We start from the raw sequence: 15,780 nt of genomic DNA on the forward strand, positions 1-15,780 counted from the left end.
CCGGGCAGGTCGTGCCGGTGACCGCGCGTGCCTGTGGAGCCCGCGTCCGCGGAGTCCTCGTGTGCGCGAAGCCGGCACACCGGCAGCGGCGAGCTTTCCGGGCGTGCCGACGGACTCCGAATCGTGAGGTGCGTACCCACCCGAACGGGTGATAATCGGGGAGTCGGCCTCACCTGTCCGGTGGTTTAGTCGGGAGTGCAACCCACCGTGGACCGGGGTGCGTCGTCCGATACACAAAACCGTGTCGCTGCCTCTGGAGGCGTTCGCATGCTGGCGCACAAGACTCCGCCGAAATGCCCGGTCTGCGGGCTGCACTTCTGCATCTGCCCGGACAAGAACACCCGGCCGAGCAGAGGGCCCGCTCAGGAGGGGGTCCCCGCTCGGCCGAGTGCACGTTCCTGAGTGGACGGTCGAGCGGTGTCACCGCTGCCCACCGCTCGACCTCCGCGCCCGGAGTCAGCCGCGCACGGCCTCCAGCGCATCGACGAGACCGGCGCCGTAGAAACCAGCCCCGGTCGCGCCGCCCTGGCACTTGGCGTCCCTGGCCCCGTCACCGTCGGTGTCGTAGTTCTTCGGGCACGGGATCGTGTCGGCCTGGCCGCGCAGCGCGGAGACCACGCGCTCGGAGCTCCACTCCGGGTGCTCGGCCCGGATCAGCGCGGCCACCCCGGCCGCGTGCGGGGAGGCCATCGAGGTTCCCTGCGCGTAACCCCACTCGCCGTCGGGCAGTGTGGACAGCACCTCGCCGTTGCCGGAGGGGGTGTCCGCGTCCTGCCTGCTGTCCCCGCCGGGAGCGGTCACGTCGATCGAGTTGATCCCGTGGTTCGAGTAGAAGGACTTGCTTCGCTCGGGCCCCACGGCCGAGACGGACACGGTCCCGGGAAGCTCGGCGGGCAGCACCTCGCAACCGGGCCCGGCCCACCGGTCCTGCGTGGGGCCGCCGTTGTTGGGGCTGTTGGTGTCGTGGATCGGTTGGGACAGGTTCCAACCGCTGTTGCCCGCGGCCACCGTGTTGACCACGTCGTGGTCGCTCGCGTAGCCGACGGCGCGGCGGACTGCCTCGGCCACCGCGGCCTGGTCCGGGTTGTTCGCGCACCACAGGTACCAGGGGTCGACGAAGTAGGAGCTGTTGGTCACGTCCACCCCGTGCTGGGCGGCCCACATGAATCCGCAGATGGCAGCCGAGGGGTAGATGAAGCCCTCGTCGTTGACGACCTTGATCGAGACCAGGTCCGCCTCGGGGGCCACTCCGGCGATGCCGACGTCGTTGCGCGCGGCAGCCACGCTGCCGGCCACGTGCGTGCCGTGGTAGCTCGTGCTCGGCGTCCACGCCTCCCTGGAGCGGTCGGGGACACCGTTGTCGGTGCAGCCGACCGAGCGCGCTGCGTCGATGTTGGGGGCGAGGTCGGGATGGTCGGGGTCGATCCCGGAGTCCAGGACGCCGACCGTGGCGCCGGAGCCGTTCCCGATCTCGTGGGCCGCGGGCGCGCCGATCATGCGCATGTCCCACTGCTGCTCGGAGAGCGGGTCCTGCCCCTGCTGCGGGGCTTGCGAATCCTGCGGGCCCCGCGAGGGCTCGACGGTCTCGACCGCCTGCTCCCGGCCCACGTCCGCGGGCGAGCTCCGCTGCTCGTCCGGGAGCTTCTCGGCCAGGTTGCGACTGGCCCCCGCCGCCCGCACGCCGGGCTCGCCGCGCACCCGCGCGGCGAAGTCGGGGGCGGTCGATCCCGCCAGCAGCACGCCTATCTCCGGCCAGCGCTGCGTCACGGTCCCGTCGGCGGCGCGCACCGACTCGGCGGTGCGTTCCAACCCGCCCTCGGAGGGGCCCACCACGATGAAGTGCGCCGGGCTCGAGTCAGCGGGGGCCGTTCGGGGCGCCGCAGCGGCGGCCGCGGGCACGAGCATGGTCAGCGCGAGAGCTGATCCGAGGATTCTGAGTGGTCTCAGTCCCAGTTGTTTGGATGACACCGAACCTCCCAAGGGGCTCAACACATTACTGAATGTGGAAGTTTGCGCCCGAACGGTTCCGCTCGATAGGTCATAATGGAGTAATCGGCCTGTGGTCTGATCGCGCGGCGTGGTCCACGTCGCGTGTCGATCCGTGTCGCCGGTTCCTGTTCGGAGTTAGGGTCTTGGCGTGTCGGTCGATTCGGAAGTGCCGCCGCCAGAGTCCACACCGAGCGCCTCGGCCATGCGTCGTGCGCTGCGCAGAGCCTCCGAGGGAGTCACCCTGGACGCCACGGAGGCAGCCGTGCTGCTGCACGCGCGCGGGTCCGATCTGGACACGTTGCTCGAAGCAGCGGGAAAGGTCCGGGACGCCCACCTGCGCGCCGAGGGTCGGTTCGGGATCGTCAGCTACAGCCGCAAGGTGTTCGTCCCGCTAACCAGGTTGTGCCGGGACCGTTGCCACTACTGCACGTTCGCGACAGTTCCGCACAAGGTGGAAGCGCCGTTCCTGGAGCGGGAGGAAGTCCTGGAGATCGCCAGGCAGGGTGCCGAGGCGGGGTGCAAGGAGGCCCTGTTCACCCTCGGCGACCGCCCGGAGGACAGGTGGTCGGTCGCCGCCGAGTGGCTGCACGAGCGCGGCTACTCCTCGACGATCGACTACGTGCGGTCCTGCGCCATCGCGGTGCTCGAGGAGACCGGGCTGCTGCCCCACCTAAATCCGGGCGTGCTCGGCTGGTCCGAGCTGACCAGGCTCAAACCGGTCGCCCCGAGCATGGGGATGATGCTGGAGACCACTTCGGAGCGCCTGTGGAGCCAACCCGGCAACCCGCACTACGCCAGCCCGGACAAGGAACCCGCGGTGCGCCTGCGGGTGCTGGCCGACGCCGGGCGGGTGGGCGTGCCGTTCACCAGTGGCGTTCTCATCGGGATCGGTGAGACCACGGCCGAGCGTGCCGACTCCCTGCTGGAGCTGCGGGCCAGCGCCCGCCAGTACGGGCACCTCCAGGAGATCATCGTGCAGAACTTCCGCGCCAAGCCGGACACGGCCATGCGCGGGATGCCCGACGCCGATCTGCAGGACCTGGCCGCGACCATCGCCGTGGCGCGGTTGCTGATGCCCTCCGGGGTGAGCGTGCAGGCCCCGCCGAACCTGGTCGGTGCGGAGCACGCCCTGATGCTGCGCGCCGGCATCGACGACTGGGGCGGCGTGTCGCCGGTGACCCCGGACCACGTGAACCCGGAGCGTCCCTGGCCGCGCATCGACGAGCTGGCCGAGCAGACCCGGGCGGGCGGTTTCGAGCTCCGCGAGCGGCTGACGGCCTACCCGAAGTACGTGCGTGCCGGGCTGTCCGGGGACAGCACCCCCTGGCTGGATCCGCGGGTGGCCACCCACGTGGCCGAGCTGGCCGAGTCGGACGGCATGGCGCGGGCGGACGCCCGCCCGGAGGGCCTGCCGTGGCAGGAGCCGGACGGCGGGCTCGAATCGGTCGGACGCACCGATCTGAACAGCAGCATCGACACCGAGGGGCGCAGCGCGGAGCGCCGCGGGGACTTCGACAGCGTCTACGGTGACTGGGAGGAACTGCGCGGCAGGCTCCCCGGGACCCGGCAGCCGGAGCGGCTCGACTCCGATGTGGCCGCCGGGCTCCGGCTGGCCGAGCGGGATCCGGCGGCTCTGCTGGACGAGGCCAACAACGAAGCGGCCATGGCGCTGCTGACCTGCGAGGGGACCGCGCTGGACGAGATGGCGCGGTTGGCTGACCAGGTGCGGGCCGATGTGGTGGGCCCGGACGTCACCTACGTGGTCAACCGCAACATCAACTTTTCCAATGTGTGCTACGTGGGCTGCCGGTTCTGCGCCTTCGCGCAGCGCGAGCGGGACGCCGACGCCTTCCGCCTCTCCCCGGAGGACGTGGCCGACCGGGCCGAGGAGGCACGTCGCGCGGGTGCCACCGAGGTGTGCATGCAGGGCGGTATCGATCCGAAGCTGCCCGTCGGCGCCTACGCGGAGCTGGTGCGCGCGGTCAAGAACCGGGTGCCCGACATGCACGTGCACGCGTTCAGCCCGATGGAGATCGTCAGCGCTGCCGCCAAGGCGGGCAGCAGCGTCGAGGAGTGGCTGACCGAGCTGCGGGACGCCGGGTTGGACACGATCCCGGGCACCGCGGCCGAGATCCTCGACGACGACGTGCGCTGGGTGCTGACCAAGGGCAAGCTCCCGGCCGCGGAGTGGATCGACGTGGTCAGCACCGCCCACCGGCTCGGGATCCGCTCCTCCTCCACGATGATGTACGGGCACGTGGACACCCCGGAGCACTGGCTCGGCCACCTGCGCACCCTGGCCGGGGTGCAGGACACCGCGCGCGAGAACGGCAGCGCAGGCTTCACCGAGTTCGTCGCGCTGCCCTTCGTGCACCGCAACGCCCCGATCTACCTCGCGGGGCTGGCCAGGCCCGGGCCCACCCGCAGGGACAACCGCGCGGTGCACGCCATGGCGCGGCTGGCCCTGCACGGCCGGGTGGACAACATCCAGTGCTCCTGGGTCAAGTTGGGCGACGAGGAGACGGCCGAGGTGCTGTGCGGCGGGGCCAACGATCTCGGCGGCACGTTGATGGAGGAGACCATCAGCAGGATGGCCGGTTCCGAGCACGGATCGCAGCGCACGATCGAGCAGCTCGACGCGGTTTCGCGGCGCGCGGGCCGGAGCGCTCGGCAGCGGGACACCGCCTACGGGCCGGCCCCGGTGGTGCAGCTCGGGATCTCCGAGCAGCCGGTGTGAGCGGTTCGAGTTGAGCGGGGCGCCAGCGTTTCCGCCTCCTCCGGGGAGGGTGGAAACGCCGGCGCCGACTTCGTGCGGGGCCGGTTCACCGGCGCCCGGTGCCGACCGTGCGCGACGAATTCCGCGGCGAGCCCCGCTGGGGCGCGGCCGGCCGAGTTGCGCGGACGGTGCGCTCAGGAACCGGCCGTGAGGTCGTAGAGCGTGGCCTCGCCGACCTCGGTGGCGGTGTAGTTGCGCTGGACCCAGCTCTCGATCCGGGAGGCCGTCGTGTCCGTCGTGGACCCGGTGCGTCCGCCCATGATCGAGCCCGCGACGTAGTAGTGGATCCGCCCGTTGGTGACCAGCTCCTGGAAGCGTTCCAGGGTCGGGAACGGGTCCGTCCCGTTGAAGCCGCCGATGGCCATGACCGGTTCGCGGGCGGCGAGCTGGTAGCCGGCCGCGTTGCTGGATCCGGTCACCGCGGCCACCCAGGTGTAGGAGTCCGCGTCCTGCCGCAGCGTCTCCGCTACCTCGTCGCCCGCGACCTGGACGGAGAAGGGGCTGCCACCGCCGCCACCTCCGGAGGGGCCACCTGCTCCTCCGCCCATTCCTCCAGCCATTCCTCCGCCGGGACCTCCGCCGGTCCCCGAGGTCGGGCCGGTGGCTCCGCCACCTCCGCGACCTCCGGCGCCCGCGGGGGCGCCTCCTCCAGCGCCTCCGGGCCCTCCGCCGCCTCCGGGGCCGCCGGAACCGCTCGGGCCCGCGGAGGGCAGCACCCCGGTGTGCGGAGTGGCGGCGGTGGCCAGTGCGTAGGAGGTGGGAGCCGCGAGGCAGGCCACCAGGGCCAGCACGGCACCGGTCCTGGCTACCGCGCGGGTCAGGCCGTCGGCGAACAGCAGCAGGAACGCGCCGCCGAGTCCGGCCCCGGCGATGAGGAAGCGCAACCACGGGTTCCAGTCCGGGGTGCGCGCCAGTAGCAGGGCGGCCAGCACGACGGTGAGCACCACGGTGCCCGCCAGGGTGGTGCGGGCGCGCGGATCGGCGCGGCGGTCCCAGAGCAGCTTCGCCCCCGTGCCGAAGAGCGCGGCCACGGCTGGTGCCAGGGCCACGGTGTAGTAGGAGTGGATGATCCCGTTCGCGTAGCTGAACATCGTTCCGGTCAGCAGCAGCCAGCCGCCCCACAGCAGCAGCCCGGCCCGGGTGAGGTCGGTGCGCGGTGCCTTGCGGGTTGTCCAGAGCCCGACCGCCAGCGCGATCAGCGCAGCGGGGATCAGCCAGCCGATCTGGTCGCCCATCTCGCTGCCGAGCAGTCGGTTCCATCCGGCGTCGGAGTTGGTGTTGCCGAGTCCACCGGTCTCCTCTCCGGTCAGCCTGCCGAAGCCGTTGTAGCCGAAGGTGAGCTCCAGCAGGCTGTTGTGCTGGGACCCTCCGATGTAGGGGCGTGCCCCGGCAGGCCACAGCTCGACCAGCGCGATGTACCAACCGGCGGACAGCGTCACCGCGACCCCGCCCGCGAGCAGGTGCCAGAGCCGTCGCCACGGCGTGGTGGGGGCGGCCAGCAGGTAGACGAGCGCGAAGACGGGCAGCACCGCGAAGGCCTGGAACATCTTGGTCAGGAAACCGAACCCGATCGCGACTCCGGCCAGGACCAGCCACCACGGTCCGGCCCGTTCGGTGGCCCGCACCACGCAGTAGGCCGCGGCGACCAGCAGCAGCACCAGCAGGGCGTCCGGGTTGTTGAACCGGAACATCAGCACCGCCACCGGTGTCAGGGCCTGCACGGCTCCGGCGATCAGCCCCGCGGTTGGTCCCGAGCAGCGCCGCACCGTCGCGTACAGCAGTCCCACGGTGGCCACGCCGGCGAGGGCATGCGGCAGGAGCACGCTCCAGGAACCGAACCCGAGGATCCGCGCCGACAGCACCATCAACCACAGCGCCGCGGGCGGTTTGTCCACGGTGATCGCGTTGGAGGCGTCGCTGGAGCCGAACAGCCACGCCTTCCAGCTCTGCGTTCCGGCCTGCACCGCGGCCGAGTAGAAACCGTTGGCCCAGCCGGAGGCGTTCAGCGCCCACAGGTACAGCAGGGCGGTCAGCGCGAGCAGCGCCAGCAGCGCGGGGCGTACCCAGGCGGGGTCGTTCGGCCCGCCGCGCAGCATCCGCGCGAACCGATTGCCCGGGGCTCGCTCCTCGGGGGCGCTCGGCTCTCGCCGTCGGGTGAGGGTGTCCATGTTCGGCGAGCGTGCTCCCGGAAGCTGAACGTTGCCTGGACGTCGGCTGACCGTCGGCCGGGAGCCCACTGCGCGATCTTCCCGGACAGAACACCGGATCCGGGGTTCGTCATCGCGGTCGCGGGGTCGTCGCTCCCGTCGTTTTCCCGGCGAATCGTTACCTCGTTCCCGGCGAACGTCCAGCTTCCGCTGCCAGCGTGTGTTCCGCAGGAAGGGAACACGTCGTGGGAGTGCGGAACATAACCATGCGGGAAGAGACCGAGAGCACCACGAATCTTTTCCGGGAGGACGCCTCGAGCGAGCCCGGCAACAGCAGCCCCGTCGAGTCCGGTGGCGATTCCGGTAGTGACTCCGGCGGAGAGTCCGGTGGGAAGCGGGCTCCGTGGGGTGGGAACCGCACCGTCGCGGCAGTGCTGATCGCCTGCGGGCTCGCGGTGGCGGGCGGCGTGGCCGTGTACGCCGCCACTTCCGGGGGCTCCGGCGGTAGCGGCGCGATGGGTGGTGGCCCGGGAGGAGGCTTCCAGGCTCCCGGCGGTCGGTCCGGCGGCACCGGTGGGGCCTCCGCGCTGTCCGACGCGCTGCACGGGGAGTTCACCGTGCGGACCGAGCAGGGTGAGTACGCCACCAGGAAGCTGCAGACTGGGGACGTGACTGCGGTGGGCTCGGAGAGCCTCACCGTGGAGAGCGAGGACGGGTACAGCCGCAAGTACACTGTGGACACATCCACGGTCGTCGACGGCGGTGACTCCACGATCGACGACCTGAGCAGCGGGGAGACCGTGACCGTCGTGGCGACTCCGTCCGGGGACTCCGCCACCGCGAGCACCGTCACCAGCGAGCAGGCGAGCGGCGCTCCGGGCGGTGTTCCCGGCCAGGGAGGTGGCGCCACTGGGCAGGGCGGTGTTCCCGGTCAGGGCGGTGGTTCCGCGGGCAGTGGATCCGGCGCGGACACTGCTTCGGGGAACGACTGAGCCGGAAGCGACGTGCCGGGCGCGCTCCGCGAAGCGCTCGATCGACGCCCCGGTGGCGCACCGTGAGCACGGTTCGTCCGGTGCGGACGGATCGTGCTCGAGCCCGCGGAGGCCCGCTGTGCGATCGCCAGTACGCTCGCACCGCGCCGATCGTCGTGGAGCTGGACATGGGAATTCTCGACTGGTTGACCGGTACCGAGCGGCCGGACGGGAACGTGCCGCCGCGTTCACCCCAGGAGGTCCATCAGGCCCTGGTGGGAGTGAACAGACCGGACGCTTCTTTCCTCGTGCGGGACGGATCCCCCGAGGGGGTCGACCTGGTTTCCGAGTGGCGGGTCATGAACCCGGCCTGGTACGAGCACTTCAGGACGTTCAGCCAGCGCGAGTTCTACAGCGTCCTGATGCGGCTGAATCCTGAGAAGCGCGAGGTCCGCTCCACGGACCGGACGTGGACCGTGGACTGGACGCGCGGCTATCCCGAGCTCGTCCACGGGCTGGAGTACGAGCGCGGGCCGCAGAAGAAGCGCGAAGCGTCCTGGACGTTGAAACGGGACGAGAACGGCAAGCTCCGCGCGTACCGGCAGGCCACCTTCTCCTCCGAGGACCTGAAGGCCCCGCTCAGGGAGGCGGTCCTCGCCCACGGCTGGACCTGGCGCGGCGTCGCCTTCGGCAAGCTGTGAGCGGGGAGGCAATCCGGAGCAGTCATCCTCCGGCGCTGGTCGACGTGTCCGATCCCGAGCGGCGCGTGGTCTCCCCGGGAGAACGACTCGGACGTGGTGACTCCACCACCGGACGGGGCCTTGGTCGGACACCGGAGGTCCGCCCGCGAGCGACGACGGGACGTTGTGGGGGTCGGTGGTGCCTACTAAGATCCACATCGCCAGCACCGGAAGTCACAGCCGAATAACGCGACCGCGGAACCGCAGGACAAAAAGGGGTAGGCCCCGCACGCGCGGGGATGGACCCCTCGTCGCAGTCGTTGCAGACGATCTGGTGTTGTAGGCCCCGCACGCGCGGGGATAGACCTCCCACACAGTCCACCCCACACAGGCAGACTCGGTAGGCCCCGCACGCGCGGGGATGGACCCGGGGACGGGCTGTGTTCGTGGATGCGGATGCACGCGGACACTGGCCGGGCGGACGCGGTGATCGGCTCGGGCATGACCCGTGGCCGGGCGACGATCACGATCGAGCCGTCCGCCGGGGTGTTCCGCACCGAGGGGTGTCAGCCGTGGGAGCGGACGCCCCGTTCGTCGTAGTGCTGTCGCTCGGTTGGCGATTCCGCTCGGAATCGTCTGCGATCGCACTGCCCTGCCGGAGGTGATCGCAGATGGCGGGCACGTGTTCGATGTGCGGGCGCGATGCCGAGCGGGACTCCGCGTTGTGCGAGCGGTGCCGCGGCGAGAAGGAATAAGGTTGCCGCCCCGTCGGCACGGGGGCGGTTAGTCTCTGCGGGACCAGGCGCGGGTACAGGCGTTGGCGAACGCTATCCCCTGCCACGAACGGCGCAGGAACCAGTTGCGCCACGCCTCCGCCCACTGAGGATGCGCCTCGATCTGCTCCGGTCGCCACACCCCTTCGGGGTAGTCCAGATCTGCTCGCCACTGCTCCTTGAGGAGCTCGCGACGCCGGATCGCGTCCACGACATCGGCGTTGTCGTAGTCGACCTCATCGTCCGAGGGGTCCGCAGGCAGAGCGTCCCACTTGCCGAACTCCGAGGACGCAGGGAATGGACGTAGCACGCCCCCTACGTACACCGAGCCCCCGACCTCGTCAGGCCGGGGGCTCGGTCGTGGTCGACGCTTCACTCGAAGCGGTCGGACTTCACCGCGTCGAGGAAGGCCTGCCACTGCTGCCGGTCGGCAGTGAAGTAGCCGAGGCTGCGGTCCTTGGTGTCGCGCACCGCCGCACCGTCACCGATCCGGCCGACCTCGACGCAGCTCGTCTGCTGTTGGGAGCGAGTCGACTTGCGCCAGCCTTCGGGGTGTACTGTCATGCTTGTCCTTCCATTTCGTCTCGTATCTTGGCGATGAGCCCGACCGAGTCTTCTGGGCTCATCGCCAACTGTTGCAGGGTAGTTGTTGCCGCTTCGTAGGCGAGGACGTCCTTTTCCTTGTGGAGAAACGCGGTGGAGTGGAAGTGCTCCACGTGCACGATCGGTGCTGACTTCGGGAAGTTGAACAGGATGAACGACCCGGCGTGCGCGGGGTGCCAACGAGTGCTTCCCGCCGGAAGGATCTGCACGGTGATGTTGGGGCGTTCGGCCATCGCCGTGATGTGGTGCAACTGATCGACCATCGTCCTGTAGCCACCGAGCGGTTCACGTAGAGCCACTTCCCAGATGAGCGCAACGAACTCGGGAGCGTCGCGGCGCATCAGTGCATCGCGGCGTCCGACGCGCATGGCCACGCGGGCATCCACATCGTTGCTGGTTTCGCCGAGGATGGCGCGTGCGTAGTCCGAGGTTTGCAGTAGGCCCGGAATCACGATGGTGGCCACGTCCGTGATCCGCTGCGCGGTGCGTTCGAACTCGATCAGCGTGGTGAGTTCGCGGCGGATACCGGTATGGCTGGTATCCAACCAGTTCGGCTGGTCGGCGTCGCGGGCCATGTCGACCAGCTCGTCGTATTTCGCGCCGACGACGCCGAGAGTGGCGAGGATCTGCGCGACGTCTTCGGGTTTTGGGGTACGCGCTCCGGTCTCGTAGCGCGAGATCGACACGTAGCTCACGTCGAGCTGATTTGCTAGCTCACGTTGTTTTACTCCTGCCGCAATTCGGCATTCGCGCAGTTCAGCGCCGAGTGCACGTGCTTTCGGAGGATGCTCGTTGTTACCAGCCATGAAATCAGCGTAAGCATCGATGAATTACCAGACAACACACGAACAGGGCATTGCAAGCGACTTACCGGTAAGCGATGGTGATCTGGAAATCGCAGATATTTGGTAATCGACCACTGGGAGCCTAAGTCATGACGACGAGATCCGGATCACTTGATGGCCCTGGCGTGAAGGTGCCGTGTGACTCCGAGGGTGGGGTGGCGTCGCTCCGGGTGTCGCGGGTGGACGGCCAGATCCGGATCACTACGCCGACGATCTGGAACCGGACCACGTGGACGGTCGAGCAGGCGCGGCAGCTGCGGGATGTGCTCGACGTGGCGATCCGGGGGCAGGTATGAAGTCGGGAGCTCTGGCCGTGTGGGCCGCGCACGAGCAGTGGCGCATGGAACAGCTGGCCTACGACATTCCCCGCGGTGCGGCCACGGGCCAGCAGTGCCGCGACGCGGCCGTGACCTTCGAGCGGATCGCCGAGAAGCTGCGCGGTTATGCCGACGAGCTCGACGGGACGGAGACCGTCGAGGGAGACGTCGATGAGTAGCGGCCCGTTACCGGCAGCGCCCGTCCGAGCGGACGCAGCACTGACCGAGGTGATCCCCGCAGCGATCCGAGGGCCGCGCTGGTCGCACTGGCGCGGCACGCTGCCGCTGTCCGCCGTGGCGAAGCACCGACCAGGCAGGACCAATCTGCCAGCTCGCCCTCCCGAACCTGTCCCAGGGCTGTATCCGCACCCGGACGAGGATCTGCTGGCCCGCGTGCTGCGCGGACTCCGCGCCCTGTAGTCCACACCCCGGCGCCGTTCGAGCCCCAGCCTCCGGCGCCGGGTCGCCGCCCGGCCGGTGCTCGCCCCCGAGGGCATCGGCCGGGCTCCCACCACCCCCGTACGGAGACACCCATGACCGAGACTCTGCCGACGCGCTGGGTCGACCACGAACTGCACTGGCACGCACACCTGTCCGAACATTCCAGCACCGCGAAGCTGCGCCGCAACTACTCCCCCGAGGCGGTGCTGTCCACCCCGCAGGCCGGAGCCGAATGGATCGCCGAGCAGCTCACCGCCCACAGCGCGGCCACGATCGCCATCGAATGGCACACCCCTGGGACGTGACCCTCGACGGCCCCGGCATGCGCGACGCCACCCGCGACCGACACACGCTGGCGGCCGGGCTGCCCGTCGACGCACTGATCGCCACGGCCACCGGGGAGCTCGATCAGCTCATCACGCGAGTGAGCGAGACACCAGCACACGAAGTCGGTCTGTGCTACGTCTGGGACCGCCAGTGCCGATCATGGCGCGTCCCCGAAGGAGAGGCCTTCCCCGAACACTCCCTGCGTGTCGCGCTCGACCCGACCGCGAGATCGGCGCGCTCAGCTATCACCACTACCAGCACGAGCTCCTCGACTCCCACAACCCGCACACCACCGAGGAAACGCCCCACCTGCGTCCACTGGAAACCCGGCCAGTGGTACTGACCCCGGCTGCGTCCCGGAACGGAAGTGGTTCTCACAGCGGGAAAGCGCTGCTAGGATCGCAGGTCATCGAGGTGTAGGCCCCGCACGCGCGGGGATGGACCAACGCTTGGCGCAGCCCGTCGAGGTCGTCGGGCGTAGGCCCCGCACGCGCGGGGATAGACCCCTGTACGACCTGCTGGACGAGGTGGGCGAGCGGTAGGCCCCGCACGCGCGGGGATAGACCTCGATGCTGGCGCCCTCGTTCGGGGAGTTCCACGTAGGCCCCGCACGCGCGGGGATAGACCCAGCCCCGTGTGGATCATGGTTCCGATGTTGGCGTAGGCCCCGCACGCGCGGGGATAGAGCTGCCGCGCTCGCGCTCGCGATGCTTTGCCAGGAGTAGGCCCCGCACGCGCGGGGGTAGCCCTGCGCAACGCCTGCGCCGGATGGCTGCACGCCGAAGCACGCCGAGATCGGGAAGCCGTGCGGCCGCTCGACGAGGTCGAACGGATTGCCGCCGAGATCGGAAGCGGCCATCCGTTCCGGTCTCGGATCCTCCGGCGCTGGTCGACGTGTCCGATCCCGAGCGGCGCGTGGTCCTGCGACTGGTTCTCACCGCGAATCAGCAGCAGTTCACCGAGTTGACGGATGATTTTCACCAGTTCGTCGCCTCGGTATCGCCCGACGAGTCGATCGAGGCGCAGTACGCTGAGTGAGCGCGGATCGGTCCGCGCTCCGTGCCGAGTTCCGACCGGGGGCCGACCGGGTTCCGCCCGATTCCTGCCGGATTTTCCGTCGGAGCGGGCGCAACCCCGCCTCGGCCCGGGCGTCCCACGGGTGGGGACAGGTGTCCCTCCGGGGCGGTCGTGCGTGCCCGCCCCCGGTGCGTCCTCGTGCGTGTGCGACCGATTACGATCTGCGCGGTCATCACACGATCGTGGAACGTCGCCGTTCCGGCGGTTCGGTGGATCGTTCCTGGGGCGCACGGGTTGGGTGACGTGCGCGGGTCGTGCTCGCGACTCCGCGCTGCTTCGAGATGCGAGATCCGACCAGGGAGGCAGAGCTCGTGCGTAAACACACGGCTCGCGCGGGTGCGTGGCTGTCAGCGCTCGTGTTGACGTTGCTCACGGGCGGCGTCTCGGCGCACGCCGCTGTTCCGGAGTACCACACGCAGGCTCAGGCGACCCCGCTGGACGCGCTGAGCACCCCGGTGGGGCTGGTGACCGTCGCGCTCGGTGTCACGGGAATGCTCGTCGGGGCGCTGCGCAGGAAGAAGGTTCCCGTGCAACCGGAGAACCAGCGCAGGACGTGACCCCCGGCAACCCCCGCGCCCCTGGAGTCGCGCTTCGCGGGGATCAGGCCGGTGGTGGCGCGGCCCCTCGGACGAAAACCGCTGGGATCGCTCTGCCAGAATCGTGAACGTGCACAGCGAGAGTTCAGTTGCCGAGGAGTCCGGCGCGTCGTCGGCACGTCAGCGCGTCTTCTCCGGTATCCAGCCCACTGCCGGTTCTTTCCAATTGGGGAACTATCTCGGAGCGCTGCGCAACTGGATAGCGCTGCAGGAGTCGCACGACGCCTTCTACTGCGTGGTCGACCTCCACTCGATCACCATTCCCAAGGATCCCGCCGAGCTGCGCGCCAACACCCGCAACGCGGCCGCCCAGCTGCTGGCGCTGGGGATCGACCCGGAGCGCAGCACGCTATTCGTACAGAGCCACGTCCCCGAGCACGCCCAGCTGAGCTGGGTGCTGGAGTGCCTGACCGGCTACGGTGAGGCCGCGCGGATGACCCAGTTCAAGGACAAGTCCGCGCGGCAGGAGGACGAGCACGTCAGCGTCGGGCTGTTCACCTACCCCGCGCTGATGGCGGCCGACATCCTGCTCTACGGAACCGACCTGGTCCCGGTGGGCGAGGACCAGCGCCAGCACCTGGAGCTGAGCCGCACGCTCGCCCAGCGCTTCAACTCGCGCTTCGGGCGGACCTTCAGCGTGCCCGACGCGCACATCCCCTCCGACACGGCCCGGATATTCGACCTGCAGGATCCGACCTCGAAGATGAGCAAGTCGATCCCCTCCGGGGTCGTGGAGTTCATGGAGGACCCCAAGCGCACCGCGAAGAAGATCCGCTCCGCGGTCACCGACAACGAGCGCGACGTCCGCTACGACCCCGAGAACAAGCCGGGGGTGAGCAACCTGCTGGTCATCTACTCCGGCATGACCGGCAGGTCCGTGGCCGAGCTGGAGACGGCCTACGAGGGCAGCGGCTACGGGGACCTCAAGAAGGACCTGGGGGCGGTGCTGGTCGACTTCCTGACGCCCTTCCAGACCCGCGTCCAGGAGTACCTGGACGACCCGGCGGAGCTGGACAAGATCCTGCACCGCGGCACGGAACGCGCCCGCTCGGTGGCCTCCGAGACCCTGCGCGCGGCCTACGACCGCGTGGGATTCCTGCCTTCGGTGGGCTGAACTGATCCTTTTGGGGTAGCCTTCCACCGAAGTTCGACGGTGCGGAGGTGAGCAGTGGCCGACCGTAGTCAGCCCGGACGTGCCGCGCAGCGCAGCCCCGCACCGGGCAGGGTCGAACGGCTGCGCGGCAGGTACCCGTGGTTCGACCGCCTCGTCCGAGCGGCCCAGCGCTACCAGCGGAACTACGGGGACTACTACGCCGCCGCGATCACCTACTTCAGCGTGCTCGCGCTCGTGCCGCTGCTGATGATCGCCTTCGCGATCGCCGGTTTCGTGCTCACCAGCAACCCGGACCTGCTGGAGCGCCTCCAGGGCTCGATCGCCGAGTCCGTGCCCAGCGCCCAGCTGAGCGAGCTGGTCAACGGGGTGGTGGAGGAGTCGATCGAGCAGGCGGGCGCCGTGGGGATCATCGGGCTGTTGGCCGCCCTCTATTCCGGTCTCGGCTGGATGAGCAACCTGCGTGAGGCGCTGACCGCGCAGTGGGGGCAGGGGCCCACCGCGATGTCCATGCCCCGCCGGATGCTCGCCGATCTGGCCGCCCTGCTCGGGCTGGGGCTGGCCATGGTCGTTTCGTTCGGCATCAGCGCCCTTGGCGGCGGTGTGGGGCGAATGCTGTTCCGGATGGCCGGGGTGGAGAACACCGCCGCGGCCGACTTCGTGCTGTGGGTGCTGGCCCTGCTGCTGTCGCTGGCCGCGAGCTGGCTGGTGTTCCTGTGGGTGCTGGCCAGGCTGCCCAGAAAGCCCGTGGTGCTCCGGACGGCGGTGTGGGGCGCGTTGTTCGCGGCCGTCGGTTTCGAGGTGCTCAAGCAGGTCGGCGTGCTCTACCTGAACAGCCTGAGCGGCTCCCCGGCCGCGGCCGCCTTCGGTCCGATACTCGGCCTGCTGGTCTTCGCCTACCTGACCTCCCGGTTCCTGCTGTTCGTGACCGCGTGGACGGCCTCGGCGGGGGCGAACCTGCGAATGCTCTCCCCGGAACCGCCCCCGCCTGCCGTGATCAGACCCGTGGTGGGGCAGCGGGGCGGCGCACGTGCCGTGCTCGGGATGTTCGGGCTCGGTGTGCTGCTCGGGTGGTTGACCCGCGGACGCCGCTGACGTTCTGGAGCGCAGGCGGTGCGGGCCGCGCG

General features: G+C 69.9%; 16 protein-coding genes and 1 CRISPR repeat array. Of the genes, 11 read left to right on the top strand and 5 right to left on the bottom strand.

Annotated features, from left to right (window positions below):
- Positions 1-456: 456 nt before the first annotated feature.
- Complete coding sequence (locus tag G9Q41_RS06735; protein ID WP_347567455.1) at positions 457-1,968, bottom strand: S8 family serine peptidase; 1,512 nt, start codon at positions 1,966-1,968, stop codon at positions 457-459.
- A gap of 169 nt (positions 1,969-2,137) precedes the next feature.
- Between G9Q41_RS06735 and G9Q41_RS06740 the strand changes: the two genes are divergently transcribed.
- The gene (locus G9Q41_RS06740; protein ID WP_092526362.1) at positions 2,138-4,726 is read left to right on the top strand and encodes a bifunctional FO biosynthesis protein CofGH; all 2,589 of its coding nucleotides are present in this window, start codon (positions 2,138-2,140) and stop codon (positions 4,724-4,726) included.
- A 173-nt stretch (positions 4,727-4,899) separates the two neighbouring features.
- Here G9Q41_RS06740 and G9Q41_RS06745 read toward each other — a convergent pair whose 3' ends face one another.
- The gene (locus G9Q41_RS06745) at positions 4,900-6,933 is read right to left on the bottom strand and encodes a glycosyltransferase family 39 protein (protein WP_242687142.1); all 2,034 of its coding nucleotides are present in this window, start codon (positions 6,931-6,933) and stop codon (positions 4,900-4,902) included.
- 245 nt (positions 6,934-7,178) lie between these two features.
- Here G9Q41_RS06745 and G9Q41_RS06750 point away from each other — a divergent pair, with 245 nt between their 5' ends.
- Both G9Q41_RS06750 and G9Q41_RS06755 read left to right on the top strand, forming a co-directional pair.
- Complete coding sequence (locus tag G9Q41_RS06750) at positions 7,179-7,904, top strand: hypothetical protein (protein ID WP_165631773.1); 726 nt, start codon at positions 7,179-7,181, stop codon at positions 7,902-7,904.
- Between the two features lie 167 nt (positions 7,905-8,071).
- On the top strand, positions 8,072-8,584 hold the full coding sequence (locus G9Q41_RS06755) for a hypothetical protein (protein WP_165631772.1): 513 nt from the start codon (positions 8,072-8,074) through the stop codon (positions 8,582-8,584).
- A gap of 762 nt (positions 8,585-9,346) precedes the next feature.
- Here the strand turns inward: G9Q41_RS06755 and G9Q41_RS06760 are convergent.
- The 3 genes from G9Q41_RS06760 to G9Q41_RS06770 form a co-directional block, all read right to left on the bottom strand.
- The gene (locus G9Q41_RS06760) at positions 9,347-9,646 is read right to left on the bottom strand and encodes a hypothetical protein (RefSeq protein ID WP_165631771.1); all 300 of its coding nucleotides are present in this window, start codon (positions 9,644-9,646) and stop codon (positions 9,347-9,349) included.
- A 62-nt stretch (positions 9,647-9,708) separates the two neighbouring features.
- Positions 9,709-9,900: a DUF397 domain-containing protein gene (locus G9Q41_RS06765; protein WP_165631770.1), complete on the bottom strand. Its 192-nt coding sequence runs from the start codon at positions 9,898-9,900 to the stop codon at positions 9,709-9,711.
- The gene (locus G9Q41_RS06770; protein ID WP_165631769.1) at positions 9,897-10,745 is read right to left on the bottom strand and encodes a helix-turn-helix transcriptional regulator; all 849 of its coding nucleotides are present in this window, start codon (positions 10,743-10,745) and stop codon (positions 9,897-9,899) included. Before G9Q41_RS06770 ends, G9Q41_RS06765 begins: the two co-directional genes overlap by 4 nt.
- A gap of 331 nt (positions 10,746-11,076) precedes the next feature.
- On the opposite strand from G9Q41_RS06770, the gene G9Q41_RS06775 reads away from it, so the two are divergent.
- From G9Q41_RS06775 to G9Q41_RS06805, 8 genes are all read left to right on the top strand, one after another.
- The gene (locus tag G9Q41_RS06775; protein WP_165631768.1) at positions 11,077-11,280 is read left to right on the top strand and encodes a hypothetical protein; all 204 of its coding nucleotides are present in this window, start codon (positions 11,077-11,079) and stop codon (positions 11,278-11,280) included.
- Positions 11,273-11,521, top strand: a complete 249-nt coding sequence (locus G9Q41_RS06780) for a hypothetical protein (RefSeq protein WP_165631767.1) — start codon at positions 11,273-11,275, stop codon at positions 11,519-11,521. The genes G9Q41_RS06775 and G9Q41_RS06780 overlap by 8 nt, the downstream gene beginning before the upstream one ends.
- A 113-nt stretch (positions 11,522-11,634) precedes the next feature.
- Entirely contained in the window at positions 11,635-11,847 is a 213-nt protein-coding gene (locus G9Q41_RS06785; protein WP_242687143.1) for a hypothetical protein, read from the top strand.
- On the top strand, positions 11,826-12,212 hold the full coding sequence (locus G9Q41_RS21810; RefSeq protein ID WP_242687144.1) for a hypothetical protein: 387 nt from the start codon (positions 11,826-11,828) through the stop codon (positions 12,210-12,212). Before G9Q41_RS06785 ends, G9Q41_RS21810 begins: the two co-directional genes overlap by 22 nt.
- A 73-nt stretch (positions 12,213-12,285) precedes the next feature.
- A CRISPR array of direct repeats spans positions 12,286-12,618; the repeat unit is 28 nt; unit sequence GTAGGCCCCGCACGCGCGGGGATAGACC.
- A gap of 145 nt (positions 12,619-12,763) precedes the next feature.
- The gene (locus G9Q41_RS06790) at positions 12,764-12,907 is read left to right on the top strand and encodes a hypothetical protein (protein ID WP_165631766.1); all 144 of its coding nucleotides are present in this window, start codon (positions 12,764-12,766) and stop codon (positions 12,905-12,907) included.
- 350 nt (positions 12,908-13,257) lie between these two features.
- Positions 13,258-13,503 carry a hypothetical protein gene (locus G9Q41_RS06795; RefSeq protein ID WP_245695911.1) on the top strand — a complete coding sequence of 82 codons (246 nt, stop codon included), beginning with the start codon at positions 13,258-13,260 and terminating at the stop codon, positions 13,501-13,503.
- 109 nt (positions 13,504-13,612) lie between these two features.
- Entirely contained in the window at positions 13,613-14,656 is a 1,044-nt protein-coding gene (gene trpS, locus G9Q41_RS06800) for a tryptophan--tRNA ligase (RefSeq protein ID WP_165631765.1), read from the top strand.
- Positions 14,657-14,710: 54 nt separating this feature from the next.
- Positions 14,711-15,748 (top strand): YhjD/YihY/BrkB family envelope integrity protein, encoded by a 1,038-nt coding sequence (locus tag G9Q41_RS06805; RefSeq protein WP_165631764.1) that lies wholly within the window; start codon positions 14,711-14,713, stop codon positions 15,746-15,748.
- Positions 15,749-15,780: the final 32 nt, after the last annotated feature.

Source organism: Actinopolyspora sp. BKK2 (assembly GCF_011291845.1).
Taxonomy (GTDB): Bacteria; Actinomycetota; Actinomycetes; order Mycobacteriales; family Pseudonocardiaceae; genus Actinopolyspora; species Actinopolyspora saharensis.

Coding starts and splice junctions, on each gene's coding strand:
- G9Q41_RS21810 (WP_242687144.1), top strand. CDS start 11,826: ATGGCACACCCCTGGGACGTGACCCTCGACGGCCCCGGCATGCGCGAC.
- G9Q41_RS06750 (WP_165631773.1), top strand. CDS start 7,179: ATGCGGGAAGAGACCGAGAGCACCACGAATCTTTTCCGGGAGGACGCC.
- G9Q41_RS06785 (WP_242687143.1), top strand. CDS start 11,635: ATGACCGAGACTCTGCCGACGCGCTGGGTCGACCACGAACTGCACTGG.
- G9Q41_RS06765 (WP_165631770.1), bottom strand. CDS start 9,900: ATGACAGTACACCCCGAAGGCTGGCGCAAGTCGACTCGCTCCCAACAG.
- G9Q41_RS06770 (WP_165631769.1), bottom strand. CDS start 10,745: ATGGCTGGTAACAACGAGCATCCTCCGAAAGCACGTGCACTCGGCGCT.
- G9Q41_RS06780 (WP_165631767.1), top strand. CDS start 11,273: ATGAGTAGCGGCCCGTTACCGGCAGCGCCCGTCCGAGCGGACGCAGCA.
- G9Q41_RS06775 (WP_165631768.1), top strand. CDS start 11,077: ATGAAGTCGGGAGCTCTGGCCGTGTGGGCCGCGCACGAGCAGTGGCGC.
- G9Q41_RS06745 (WP_242687142.1), bottom strand. CDS start 6,933: ATGGACACCCTCACCCGACGGCGAGAGCCGAGCGCCCCCGAGGAGCGA.
- G9Q41_RS06755 (WP_165631772.1), top strand. CDS start 8,072: ATGGGAATTCTCGACTGGTTGACCGGTACCGAGCGGCCGGACGGGAAC.